At 67.5% G+C, this 12,934-nt stretch carries 8 protein-coding genes; 4 read left to right on the plus strand and 4 right to left on the minus strand.

The window, feature by feature from the left end:
• Positions 1–25 precede the first annotated feature (25 nt).
• Both ACZ6QO_RS01900 and ACZ6QO_RS01905 read left to right on the plus strand, forming a co-directional pair.
• The gene (locus ACZ6QO_RS01900) at positions 26–2,821 is read left to right on the plus strand and encodes an AfsR/SARP family transcriptional regulator (protein ID WP_465846703.1); all 2,796 of its coding nucleotides are present in this window, start codon (positions 26–28) and stop codon (positions 2,819–2,821) included.
• A gap of 536 nt (positions 2,822–3,357) precedes the next feature.
• Positions 3,358–6,237, plus strand: coding sequence for a glycosyl hydrolase family 95 catalytic domain-containing protein (locus ACZ6QO_RS01905; protein WP_465846704.1), 2,880 nt, complete (start codon positions 3,358–3,360; stop codon positions 6,235–6,237).
• 171 nt (positions 6,238–6,408) lie between these two features.
• On the opposite strand, the gene ACZ6QO_RS01910 is transcribed toward ACZ6QO_RS01905, so the two are convergent.
• Together ACZ6QO_RS01910 and ACZ6QO_RS01915 are read right to left on the minus strand one after the other, a co-directional pair.
• Positions 6,409–6,879, minus strand: a complete 471-nt coding sequence (locus tag ACZ6QO_RS01910; protein ID WP_465846705.1) for an ATP-binding protein — start codon at positions 6,877–6,879, stop codon at positions 6,409–6,411.
• 177 nt (positions 6,880–7,056) lie between these two features.
• Complete coding sequence (locus ACZ6QO_RS01915; RefSeq protein ID WP_465846707.1) at positions 7,057–7,959, minus strand: hypothetical protein; 903 nt, start codon at positions 7,957–7,959, stop codon at positions 7,057–7,059.
• Positions 7,960–8,632: 673 nt separating this feature from the next.
• On the opposite strand from ACZ6QO_RS01915, the gene ACZ6QO_RS01920 reads away from it, so the two are divergent.
• Positions 8,633–9,952: a hypothetical protein gene (locus ACZ6QO_RS01920; protein ID WP_465846709.1), complete on the plus strand. Its 1,320-nt coding sequence runs from the start codon at positions 8,633–8,635 to the stop codon at positions 9,950–9,952.
• Between the two features lie 33 nt (positions 9,953–9,985).
• On the opposite strand, the gene ACZ6QO_RS01925 is transcribed toward ACZ6QO_RS01920, so the two are convergent.
• Positions 9,986–10,288 (minus strand): hypothetical protein, encoded by a 303-nt coding sequence (locus ACZ6QO_RS01925; protein WP_465846711.1) that lies wholly within the window; start codon positions 10,286–10,288, stop codon positions 9,986–9,988.
• Positions 10,289–10,407: 119 nt separating this feature from the next.
• On the opposite strand from ACZ6QO_RS01925, the gene ACZ6QO_RS01930 reads away from it, so the two are divergent.
• Positions 10,408–10,875, plus strand: a complete 468-nt coding sequence (locus ACZ6QO_RS01930) for a hypothetical protein (RefSeq protein WP_465846713.1) — start codon at positions 10,408–10,410, stop codon at positions 10,873–10,875.
• Here the strand turns inward: ACZ6QO_RS01930 and ACZ6QO_RS01935 are convergent, their stop codons facing one another.
• Positions 10,876–12,837 (minus strand): DUF6571 family protein, encoded by a 1,962-nt coding sequence (locus tag ACZ6QO_RS01935; protein WP_465846715.1) that lies wholly within the window; start codon positions 12,835–12,837, stop codon positions 10,876–10,878.
• Positions 12,838–12,934: the final 97 nt, after the last annotated feature.

Raw genomic sequence — 12,934 nt, forward strand, 5'->3', positions numbered from 1 at the left:
CAGGCCGAAAGAGGGGGCTCACCGGGTGCGTTTCCGTTATCAGCTGCTGGGTCCTGTCACGGTGACCGTCGGAGACGGTCCGGCGCGCCTCGGCGGTCCCAAACAGCGGGCGGTGCTGGCCGCACTGTTGCTGGGCGCGAACCGCGTGGTGCCCGAGGAGGCGTTGTTCGACCGGGTGTGGGGCGAGGCCGCCCCGCCCAGCGTCCGCGGGCAGCTCCACGTGCACATATCCGACCTCCGCAAGATCCTCGGCCGGGACGCGATCGTCCGGCGCCGCCCCGGCTACCTCCTCCAGGTGCGTCCGGGCGAGCTCGACCTGGACGCCTTCGACGGCGCCGTCGCGCAGGCCCACGCCGAACTGTCCGCGGGCGCGGCCGACTCCGCCGCGCACCGGCTGCGCGCCGCGCTGTCGATGTGGCAGGGGCCCGCGCTCGGCGGCGTGACCGAGCCGCTCCTCGCCCTGGAGGGCCCGGGGCTGCGGGAACGGCGGCTCACCGCGCTGGAGGACTACTTCCACGCCCAGCTCGAAGCCGGCTGGCACATCAACGCCGTCGGCGAGCTGCGCGGCGCCGCCGAGGAGAACCCGTTCCGCGAACGGCTCCAGTCGCTGCTGATGCTCGCGCTGCACCGCTGCGGCCGCACCCCCGAGGCGCTGGAGGTGTACGCGGGCGCCCGCAACCGGCTGACCTCCGAGCTCGGCATCGAGCCCGGCACGCTGCTCCGCGAGACGCATGTGCGGCTGCTCCGCCACCGCGACCGCGACCGCGAGAGGGACGACGACCTGCCCGGCTCCGTCAGCGCCGCCGTCACGCCCCGGCAACTGCCCGCCGACGTCACCTCCTTCGTCGGACGCGCCGGCCAGCTCGCCCGCCTGGACGCGCTGCTGCCGCCCGCTGGAGCGCCGTCCTCCGCCGTCGTGGCCGCGATCGGCGGCGGCGCCGGAGTGGGCAAGACCTCACTCGCCGTCCACTGGGGTCATCGCGTCCGCGACCGCTTCCCCGACGGGCAGCTCTACGCGAACCTGCGCGGCTTCGAACCCGAAGGCTCGATGATGAGCCCGGCGGAGGCGGTCTGCGGGTTCCTGGAGGCGTTCGGGGTGTCCGGTCAGCGCATCCCGACCAGCGAAGCCGCCCAGTTCAGCCTGTACCGCAGCCTGCTCGCCGGCAGGCGCGTGCTGATCCTGCTGGACAACGCGCGGGACGCCGAGCACGTACGCCCCCTGCTGCCCGGCGACCCCGGCTGCCTGACCGTCGTCACCAGCCGCGACCAGCTGGCCGGGCTCGTCGCCGTCGAAGGCGCCCGGCCCATCACCCTCGACCTGCTGTCCGCCGCCGAGTCCCGCGAGCTGATCGCCCGCCGCATCGGCGCCGGCCGGGTCGCCGCGGAGTCGCGGGCGGTGGACCAGATCGGCGCCCTGTGCGCGCGGCTGCCGCTCGCCCTCGCCATCGTGGCCGCCCGCGCCGCCACCAACCCCACCTTCCCGCTCGCCGCCCTCGCCGAGGAGCTACGCGAGGCCCACGGAGACCTGGACGCCTTCGACGGCGGCGACCCCGCGAGCAACGTGCGCGCGGCGTTCTCCTGGTCGTACCGCACCCTCAGCTCGGACGCGGCCCGGCTGTTCCGGCTGCTCGGCCTGCACCCCGGACGGCACATCGCCACGCCCGTCGCCGCCAGCCTGGCCGGGCTGCCCGCCCGGCGCACCCGCCTGCTGCTCGCCGAGCTGACCCGCGCGCAGCTCGTCACCGAGTACAGCCCGGGACGGCACACTCTCCACGACCTGCTCCGCACCTACGCCGCCGAGCTCGCCCACACCAACGACCCCGAGGCCGACCGGCGCGCCGCGACCCACCGCATGCTCGACCACTACCTGCACACCGCCCACTCGGCGGGCCACCGCTTCTCGTCCCAGCCGCCCATGACGCTCGACCCGGCCCTGGACGGCGTCGTCCCCGAGAACCTCAACGAGCAGCAGGCCGTCGACTGGTTCGCCGCCGAGTACCCCCTCCTGCTCGCGGCCATCGACCAGGCCGTCGACGCCGGGTTCCACACCCAGGCCTGGCAGCTCGTCTGCACCCTCACCACCACCTTCTTCCACCAGCGCGGCGGCTGGCTCAACGAGGCGATGACCACCTACGGCAGGGTGCTGGACGCCGCCGAGCGCCGCGGCGACCAGACCGGCCAGGCCCACAGCCACCGGGGCCTGGCCCTCCTGCACGCCGGGCTCGGGCACATCGACCAGGCGGACGCCCACCTGCGGCGCGCCGTCGACCTGTTCGGCCGCCTCGGCGACCTCGCCTACGAGGCGGACGCCAACCAGGGCCTCACCTGGGTGAACGACCAGCAGGAACGCTTCGACCGGGTGCTCCACCACGCCGAGCGGGCCCTCGAACTGTTCACCGCCGCCGGCCACCGTCCCGGGCAGGCCGTCGCGCTCAACAACGTCGGCTGGGCCCACGCCCGGCTCGGCGACCACGAGCGCGCCCTGTACTACTGCGAGAAATCGCTCGAACTGTGCGCGGAGTTCCCCGACCAGATCGGCGAGGCCACCATCTGGGACAGCCTCGGCTACGCCCACCAGCACCTCGGCCACTACGAGGAAGCCGTGGCCTGCTACCAGCGGGCCCTGGAGCTGTACCGGCGCAGGGGCAGCATGTACTACGAGACCCGCACCCTCGACCGCCTCGGCGACACCTACCAGGCCATCGGCGACTCCGCCGCCGCCCACCACGCCTGGCGCACCGCCCTGCGGATCCTCGACGACCTCACCCACCCCGACGCCACCCAGATCCGCCGCAAACTCCAAACCCCTGCCAACCGCTGATCCCCACCGCCGCCCGGTCTCCGGCCCGGTGCCAAGGATTCCCGGCCGAGGTGATCGGAAGTCGAACGAGAAGACCGCGGCACTCTGTTCCCTCGACAGAGATGGGATGTTTCCCCTGGCCGCCGGGTGCGTCCACAGCCGGACGGCGGAAGGGGCCCGCGAGGCGCACATCGCGCGGCGACCGTCCTGTCACCCGTTCCTTCGCTGGTGAAAGTTTCACGGACGTCCGGCAGGGCCGCCGGTCATCCCGCGATCCGGGGCCGGATCGTGCGACATGCCAAGGGGTCCCTTGACGCCAGACATAGGACGTCATACGTTGCGGCGAAACCAATTCTCTGCACCGGATGCCTTCTCGCGTTGACGCACCACTTCGATCTCTCGCGGCCGAAGGAGACGTCCTACCCGCATGCTCCGCATCAGGATGTCTCGTGGTACGGCGGCTGACACCGGGGCGATGAACCGACCTTGCCGGCACAGGTGACATCAGGCCGCGACCATCACCCACCTCGTCATCGGGAGTCTGAATGAACATGCCGATGAACCGCCGACACTTCATCGCCACCACCGTGGCCGCCGTAGGCGCTGCCACGCTGCCCTCGACGATCTTCACCGGCCGGGCGGCCGCCGCCGTGCCGCCGCAGGTGACGCTGCCGCAACGCGGCATCTACGACACGGCCGCGGCCGCGAGCTGGACCGATGCCTTCCTGACCGGCAACGGTGAGTACGGGGCCATGCTCTACGGTGCGCCCGCCCTGGAGAAGGTGATCTTCACGCATCACCGGTTCGTCCTGCCCAACGGCACCCGCAACGTGACTCCGCCAGTGCTGTCGGGCCGGCTGGCGGGGGTCAGGGACAAGGCGCTCGCCGGCGACTTCGGCGGCGCCACCGGCGACTTCACCTCCGGCTGGTCGCTGCGCTGGACCCAGACCTTCCACCCGGGCTATGAGCTGCAGATCAGCACTCCAGGGATGACGACGGTCGGCGACTACGCCCGGATCACCGATTTCAGGACCGGTGAGGTCACCTCGACCTGGACCGACTCTTATGGTGCGTGGACGCGCCGGGCCTTCGCCTCCCGGGCCGACCGGGTGATCGTCCACGAACTCACTCCCGCGCCGGGCAGGACGATCGACGCCACGTTCAGCGTCAACACGGGCCTGAGCGGCGTGCCGGGGTCGGTCGGTTTCACCACCCTGGCCACGGTGAGCAACGGTGACGGCTACCTGAACCTGCGGGGCAGATATCCCACCGGACAGGGGGCGTTCGGTTATGAGGGCGTCACCCGCCTGGTCGTGTCCGGCGGTTCGGCACGGGTGAGCGGGGCCGCCATCGTCGTGGCCGGGGCGGCCAAACTCGTGCTGCTGACCGCACTCGACCGTTACGAGTCCTCCACGGCGTGGGACGCCAAACCGCTGCACACGGCGCTGGCCGCGCTGAACGCCGACTACGCGGCGCTGCTCACACGGCATACCGCCCTGCACAGCCCGCTGTACGACCGCTCCCGCCTGGACCTGAACGTCAGCGCCGCCGATCGGCAACTGCCGACCAGTGAACTGATCGCGCGGCAGAATTCCAACCGCAATATCATCGACCTCGCGTTGCTGGAGCGGATGTACGACTCCGGCCGTTACCTCTTCCTCTCCTCCAGCGGCGTCCTGCCGCCGCGGCTGACCGGCCTGTGGACGGGCGCCTGGGACGCGGCGTGGGCCGGCGACTTCACCACCGACGCCAACGTCAACTTCCAGGTCGCCGGCGGCAACATCCTGTCCCTCACCGAATCTATGGACGGCTACTTCAACCTGATCCTCGGCCAGATCAACGACTGGCGCACCAACGCCAGAAACCTCTACGGCACGCGCGGCCTGCTCGCTCCCTCCCGGACCGACGGCGAGTACGGCAAGATGCTGCACTTCGACGGCGGGTTCCCCGGGCACACCTGGATCGGCGGCGCCGACTGGCTGCTCTATCCGCTGCTCGAGTACTACCAGGTCACCGGCGACGCCACCTTCTACCGGACCAAGCTCGCCCCGGTCCTGATCGAGCTCGCGTCGTTCTACGAGGACTTCCTCACCCGCACCGACGCCAACGGCAAGGTCATCTTCGTGCCGTGCTTCTCCATGGAGAACAGCCCCGGCAACACAGGCAGGCAACTGTCGATCAACGCGACCGGCGAGATCGCCGCGGGCAAGCATGCGCTGCAGGCCGCCATCGACGCCGCCAACTTCCTCGGCACCGAGCAGGGCTCAGGCCAAGGCGTGCAACGCTGGACCGCCCTGCTGGCCAAGATGCCCGATTACCGAATGAACGGCGACGGGGCGCTCGCGGAATGGTCGTGGCCCAGCCTGGCCGACCGGTACAACCACCGTCACGTACAGCACATGTACCCGGTCTGGCCGCTGCACGAGATCAACCCCGAGGACAAGCCCGACCTGGTCCGCTACGCGAGCCGCGCCCTTGATCTGCGAGGGGACGAGGCGGGCGAGGCCCACGGCGCCATCCACCGCGGCCTCGCCCGAGCCCGGCTCAAGGACGGCGCCGGCATGTACGGCAACCTGCGGAAGATCCTGGGCAACGACATGATCTTCCGGTCGCTGATGACCTCGCACAACCCCAACCTGGCGATCTACAACGCCGACGCCGCCAACTCGCTGCCCGCGATCCTCGCCGAGGCGCTGATCTACACCAGGCCCGGCATCCTGGAATTGCTGCCCGCGCTGCCCGATCAGTTCGCCAAGGGCACGATCACCGGCGTGCGCGGCCGCAACCGCATCCGGATCGAGTCACTCACCTGGGACATCAGCGCCCGGACCGTCACCGCCACCGTCATCTCCGACATCACCCAGACCGTGACGCTCATCTGCCGGCGCGGGATCGCCTCCATCACCACCAGCGCGGGCGTCGCCACCTCACCGCTGGGCGGCCACGCCCGGCAGGTGTCGCTCACCGCGGGTACGACGACCCGGATCACCGTCGAGCTGAGTCCGGGCGGCCCGTCCACCGGCGTCGTCCGCCTGGTCAACCGCAACAGCGGCAAGGTGCTGGACGTCTACGGCGGCTCCACCGCCGACGGCGCCGCCATCGTCCAGTGGCCCTGGACCGGCGGGACCAACCAGCAGTGGCGGATGTCGCAGAACTCCGACGGCTCGTTCCGGCTGGTCGGTGTCAGCAGCGGCAAGGTCCTCACCAGCCCGAACGCCAACCAGGGCGCCGCCCTCATCCAGGCGACCGACAACAGTGGCGCGAACCAGCGGTGGATACTCGTCCCGGCGGCCACCAGCGGCTACTCCCGGCTCGTCAACGCCGGCAACGGATTGTGCGCGGACGTCGAAGGGGGCTCCACGGCCGACGGCGCCCGGATCATCCAATGGCCCGGCAACGGCGGCGCCAACCAGGAATGGCAGGTCGTCACCGTGTGACACCCGGGACCCACCCGCGTTCCGTCGCACCGACCCGGTGACCCGCATCGACGCCGCCCTCGCCGCAGGGAGTCGCGTGCGACCGCCCGTCCGCTTTCCGCCCTCTTACGGTAGGGCGGAGCGGGCCGGGGGGCGCGCGCCCTCGTGACACACCGGGCTTTGCGACACGCTCTAGGGGCGCAGGCCCGGTCCGGCCGGCTCGCGGCGGACGCGCAGCGTGAACCAGACGACGCACCGAGGCCGCTCCTCGATGAACCCCCACTGGTCGGCGATGGCGCGTACCAGGCGAATGCCCCGCCCCGACTCCGCCAGGTCGGCGGACTCCACGGGCTCCGCCGGTCCGGCGGATGCGTGGCGGCAGACGCACGGCGACGTCTCCGCCCCCTTGTCGACCACCTCGATCTGCAACAGCTCGTCGTCGCCGAGCAGCAGGACGACACCGACCGCCGCCGACCGGGTGTGCAGTACCGCGTTGGTGACCGTCTCCGACAGCAGCAGCAGGGCGTCGTCACGGCGCGGATGACCGTCGATCAGCTTCGCCGCCCACCGCCTGGCCTCCGGGACGGAAGCCTCGCCGGCGGGGAACACCGCCCTGTCGAGCAGCCGGATCACCGGCGTGGTGCTGACCGCTTCGTCGCGCATCGGATGCCTTGCCCTTCTGGGGGAGGACTGCTGAATGGTGTTTCCGGCGCCTCAACGGCGCGGCGACGCACGTTCCACCGCCGCCGGGAGCGCCCGCCGTACCGCCGCCTGGGGCGGCGCGGCAAAGCTACGGCCACCGGTCCGGCCGCCGGCAGCCCGCCGACGTCCCATCGGCGGTCACCGGCCTGTCGGCCGCGCGTCATGCCCGTGTCGTCGTCCCCGGCGGATGATCGCGCCCCGCCGCGCCGGGGCGTAGGTCCGCCGAATCTTCCTGCGCTGCCTGTTCCACACGCTCCGCGTGTTCGGCGGGAGGGACGAGATCGCAAGGAGCACCGCCGTCGCGATGAGTACGACGACCGCCGCCACCCCGCCCGGACGCACGGTCAACGCCATGGCGTCGCGCTCAGGACGGAGCCCTCCCGCCACGAAACCGAGCCGGCCGACCGATGCCAACGTCAGGATGAGGGACAGCAGGACCCAGCCGCCCACGAACCGGTCCGGCTCGCTCGCGACCAGCAGGAGCAGAAGGCAGGACACGATCAGCAGCGTCAGCGCCGTCCCGGCGGCCGAAGTCACCTCGTCGCTTGCGTACGCGTCCGCCAGCTCCCACAAGGACAACGCACGGCCCCTGTCGTCGGCGCCCTTGGAGGACCGGTGCAGGCACATCCACGGCAGCGAACTCGCGACCAGAAGCAGAATCGAACACATGGCTCCCCGGGCCGCCCTGGCCAGCCTCCGCCCGGCCTCCGGAGACCACGCGGAGCCCGCCGCCCGTTCACCGACGGTTGCCGTCGCCCGGCGCACGGAATCGGTGGCGTCCGCGGTGTCCACCAGTGCCAGCAGGCCGAGGCCCAGTATCAGCGCGAACGTCTCGCCGATGGCCGCGGCAACGCCCGGCGCGGGTGTGATCGAGTTCTGAACCGCTTCCATGCCAGGGCCGCCATGCCCACCGGTCAGGGCCTGATGCAGCCACATGGTGTTCAGGAAGCTGAGCATCGCCGAGAGCAGCGCGCCGAGCACCAGAGCGCGCACTGGCCGGAGCGCCGTGAGGAGGGTGAGCGAGATGGCGAGCAGCAGCATGCCGAGCGCACTGGTGCCGTGCTCGCTGACAACGCGGCTGTCGGAGTCCGGCAGGTCCCACAGAGAGACCACCGCCATCTCGGCCCCGGGTCGTACATCGCGCACCCACGGCCGCATGCTCGTGATCAACAACATGAGGGACAGACCGGCGCACCAAACCGCATACCGGATCCGCTGAACGGCGTCGAAAGGCTCGACGGGAGTCGGTGAGTTGGACACTTGAGTCGAATGTCGCTTTCTCGTCGGGGGAGGACGGTCACCGACGCCAAGGCCGCCCTGCCATCCACGTCCGAGACCGACCGAGCAACAGATCTCGGCTCCAACCGAGACCGGGAACGCTCGACGCCCTACGTCGGAGATGAGCACCTATGGCGTGCGCGGACATGAGCGCCTTGCGCGGCATCGGTCGCGGCCGAAAACGCTCGGCCGCCCGCATTTCTCATTCGCCGGCACGCTAAGCGGCTCCTGCGAGTAGCCGGAGTCGTCCGCTCGTGTCGCGGAATGCCGCCGATACGTCCTCCACGTGTCTTCTCCGTGGCGTTGCAGGCAGAGCAGCGAAATCAAGAAGACCTGAAGCCATCGATGACGTACCGTTACTGCGTAATCACGTAAAGTTGTCAAGCGCTCGCGGAAGGTGGTGTTGGGTGTGCCGGGTCGGCAGACGTTGCTGAAGGTGCTGTTGCTCAAGCGTCACCAGGAGTCGCATCGGGCTTTCTGCCTGGAGTACGAGAAGGTCGCGCGCACCATCGACCGGTGTCTCATCGGGTCCTCGCCCAGCCGGGAGGCGTTCGGCCGCTGGCTGAAGGGTCATCTGAAGACCAAGCCGCACGCCGATCACTGCCGTGTCCTGGAACGAATGTTCCCCGGCCACACCGTTGCGGAACTGCTCACCCCGTACGACCCTGAGAGTAGAAGCTCCGGCGTTCCCTCGACGCGCCCCGACCACCGGGAGGCGGCCACGAACCGGCGAGAAGTCTTCCACCTCGGCGCCACCACCATGGCCCTCGGCCTCAGCGAAAGCATCTGGCGCGGCCCAGACCTGCTCGAACAAGCCCTCGACGCCACTTCCGTAGGAGAGGATCGCATCGTATTTCTCGAGGGTGAGGCCGATCGACTGGGGCAGCGCATCGAAAAGGTGATGCCTGTCACGCTGCTTGCGGAGACCTTGTTGCACCTGACCAGCGTGCGCGAGTTGCTGGGCCGAAAGCAGCCGATCGACGCGCAACGACGCCTGGCGCGTGTTGGAGCGCGGCTTTCCATCGTTGTCGGAGAAGTCCTGTTCAATCTCAGCCACTTCCCTCTTGCTCGCCGTTGGTACGCGGCGGCGGGAAGAGCGGCCGATGAGGCAGGCGACAGGTATATCTCCGATCTCGCCCTGGCCAGCAGCATCTTGATTCCGACCTACTCCGGGAACCACAGAGACGCGCTGAATCTTGTGACTCCTCGACTCGAACAGGCCAACGGAGCAACTCCTGCGATCGCGTGGATGTGGGGTTTCGCGGCTCTTGCCCACGCATCTCTTGGAGATCGCGACGCTTTTGAGCGGGCGATCAACCGGAGCCGGAACACGTTGGACCGATGCCGACCTGACCTGGTGCGACCGGGGATCCTTTCGTTCCAGCCTGAGAGACAGGCTTTCTATGAGGCGCGCGGCTGGGCCGATCTGGGCAATGTCGACGGCGCTGCGAGCGCGACCAATCGGGCCTTGGCCGCCTATGATCCAACTGTCTCAAGCGATCCGGCGCTGGTGCGCTTCGCGCATGCGACCGCGCTTGCGAAATCCGGTGAGATTGAAGAAGCATGTCGCCTTGCCACCCTCGCGCTCCGGGACCCCCACACGCTCCCGATCATCAGCGTCGTGGTGCGTGCTTACGAGTTCGACGCCCTGCTGAGTTCCCTCGGCTCGACAACCGCTGACTGGCGAGAAGCGCTGGCGGATGTGCGTCCTCCCGACCCTTCTGCGCTTACCGATCCCGCATACGGCAGGGTCTAAGCGGTGTAACGATCAGGCTGTTAGGTGGCGGTACTACCCCCAACCGCTCATGCTCCCGGCCGCTGCGCGTGAAACCTTGCTAGGAGTGGTGCGCAGTTCTTCCTCAAGCTCGGCGAGGACATGCTGTACAGCTGTCTTCATCCGAGCCCGCCGGCCGTGCAACTCCGCACCGAACACGCGTGCTGTCGGTCCGACCCACACGGCCTGACCGCCGAAGGTGGCACACGCGGGATCGAGGACCGTCTCCAGCACCCGGACATGCGCCCGCACGACGGCCAGCGCCGCCTCCAGGTCTCGATGCCGAGGATTCGGCACCAGATCGTCGTCGAGGAGCAACGTTGGACTCCAACTATGTGAAAGTCTTGAGTACGGATGTAGATACTAGGAGGTACAGAGGTTCTCACTGAGATTATGTGGGGCGCGACCGGGTCCCGGCCAGACGTGGAGGCGAAGCGATGTGCGACCTGTCCAGCTCCAAAAGCCTCAGTCTCAAGGCGCTCATACTGGTATTACTCACACTAGTTGCTCTAGTGGCATGTACACCAGACGGCGGCCCCACTGCCGCCGAGGCCGGTCATACGTTGAAAAATCACATTCTGCAGCTGCTCGAAGAGCGCGACGCATTGGACGTGAAGATAATTGATGCCGGCGGAAGGAACGTTCCGTGTGGAGATGGAAAAGTAAAGCAAACCTTCGCTGCCACTGGGGCGGACCTGTCGCGGGAAACGACCCCGTACGTTATTCGGACATCCATGCTCGGGGCGTTGGAGCGTGTGGGAAATTACAAAATCATTGGTCTGCCGGCGGCGACCCAAGCAGTTCGCGTTGCAGATACCCTCCACAAGACCGTTCTAGTCATCGATTCTCCGATGAGCGGCGTCTATCTGGTCAGCGGTGAGACCGAATGTCTCTCCGCATCATGATCACTTGTACCATTCCGCTTGCGCTTCGGCGGTCACTTTTCCCCCATTGAAGGTGTCGGCGAGCTTCTTGGCCAACTTGGTCGGCGAATTTCCTTCGCGCCCCAATCCGTTCTCGATGAACCAGCGGTCGAGGGCGATGATTCCTTCTTTTCCAGACTTGAGGATGTCCGCGAAGGGAAGTAGGCGGCCATGCTCGTCTGTGATCGAGACGCCGGGCGGGCGGGTAGCCTGATAATCGCGAGGGGATATCCTCGCCTTGAACCCAGCATCCAGAAAAGACTGCACAATGGCGTGCTTGCGGCCGAGCGTCTCCCGTGTCTCGGCCGTGACGATCTTATTCATCTCCTTAAGGTCTTCGGGTTTGAACGTGTCGAGGGCGGACCATGCGGTACTCAGGGCGGTCCATGTTATTGGTATGGACGCGAGGGGTGGAGCCAGTCCGCCTATTCCCATTCCTGTACCTATCGCGAAGCTTCGTACTTTGCTGTACTCCTCTGCGGCGTCATCTGCGGCCTGAGCAAAGGTCTTCCGAGCGGCTAGCTGAAAGCCTCGGACATTACCAAGTGCGGCGAAGGTTTCGTCCATATGGGTGTCGCTCTTACTGTGAGAGGTCACTGACACGCCTTCCTTGATAAGGCGGGTGGTGAGAGCGTCCATACCTGCTTGGAACGGGAGCTGGTTATCCAGCTTGTCGGCGAAGGTTTTGATGAATTTGTAGGTGTCTTCGGGGCTTAGTCGGAAACGAGGTGTCAATCCATTAATCTGGGATTTCACTTGCTCGAAAGCGCTGGGCAGCACTTGGTTAGTGTCTCCCAGGTTGGCTCCTTCGGTTATCTCTGTTGAATATGCGCCAGCTACCTCTGCCAGGTGTATGCGGCTGGCTTGGCCGATTTTTAGATCTCCCAGTGTGGTCATGACAGTGAAAGCGAACGCTGCTGCGTCTTGGCTGTGTTCGCCGTCTCTCTCGTCGTAGGCGCCGGAGGCGGCGGCAAGCATGCGGCCGAATGCGTCTGCGTCGCCGGTGATCGCGGACGCGCTGCTGGTCCATTTTGTGTAATCTTGCAGAAGTGCTTTTAATGTCGGTTGTCCTGCAGCGTTATTGTCGGTGACCATGCTGATTGCGAGACGAGCGGCGGCGGGGTTGTTTCCGAGGGCGTAGAGGTATCCCGCGTCTACTTTGCGGGGGTTCGCCAGCCCGCGTGCCGCAACTACCTGGGCCAGCCACTCTGAGGGGAAAGCGCCCGAGCTGAGAAGAAGGCTCCCGCCGAAGGCATCGCTGCTGGGTAGGTGCGAGTCGCGAAGGGCGTTCTTGACCTCTTCCATCCCGGGCAGGGTGGATCCTGCGGAGATCGCGGTGCTGAAGGCTTGGCTCACCGTGCGGAGGATTTCATCGTCGGGGCGAGGTGATGCCACAGTTCCTTCACCGGGTGGTCCGAGGTTCTCGCGGAGGACGACGGGAAGTTGCAGCGCTTGTTTGCCAAGGGCCGCGAAGAAGGCGCTGGTGAAGTTGGGATCGTGGGCATGCGCAGCGAGCTGGCTGAGGACCTTTTGGTACTTTTCTGGCCGGTTGAGACTCAGGATGCTGTTATCGATCTTCAGGTACTCGGCTGCGGCCTCGCGGCCGAGTCGCTGAGCCTCCGCTGCGGGCAGGGCGCTCTTTTCCTCGTACGGAATCAGGGTGCTGTTGGTGCCTGGAGACCAGTTGGGGAGGTTGCTGGTGTTGCGGGCTATTTGTACTCGGTGGCGGAGGTTAGGGAGGTGGGTGTCGATCCAGTGTTCGACCTCGGCTATGGGGGTGAGGGAGGTCGTAGGGATGCCGTTGGCGGTGAAGACGCGGCGGATGGCTGCGGTGTGTTCGCCGATGAGACCTCGGGCGTGGTCGATTTCAGTGATGAAACCATCCATGAGGTTCGGGTCGATGCCGGTGAAATCGGGTGACAAAGGGCCGGTTCCGGGTGGCATGGATCCTGTTTCCTGTGTCACGGTCTCGGCCCTCCGACGCCCCGGCAACCCCCGTCACTAACGTAACGCAGCCCGATGCCGTGGACGCGTGATCGGC

It is taken from the genome of Sphaerisporangium sp. NPDC049457, assembly GCF_055586705.1.

Excerpts from the sequence above, each read along its gene's own strand:
- ACZ6QO_RS01905 (WP_465846704.1), top strand. The coding sequence starts at position 3,358 with ATGAACCGCCGACACTTCATCGCCACCACCGTGGCCGCCGTAGGCGCT.
- ACZ6QO_RS01910 (WP_465846705.1), bottom strand. The coding sequence starts at position 6,879 with ATGCGCGACGAAGCGGTCAGCACCACGCCGGTGATCCGGCTGCTCGAC.
- ACZ6QO_RS01915 (WP_465846707.1), bottom strand. The coding sequence starts at position 7,959 with ATGCTGCTGCTCGCCATCTCGCTCACCCTCCTCACGGCGCTCCGGCCA.
- ACZ6QO_RS01930 (WP_465846713.1), top strand. The coding sequence starts at position 10,408 with ATGTGCGACCTGTCCAGCTCCAAAAGCCTCAGTCTCAAGGCGCTCATA.
- ACZ6QO_RS01935 (WP_465846715.1), bottom strand. The coding sequence starts at position 12,837 with ATGCCACCCGGAACCGGCCCTTTGTCACCCGATTTCACCGGCATCGAC.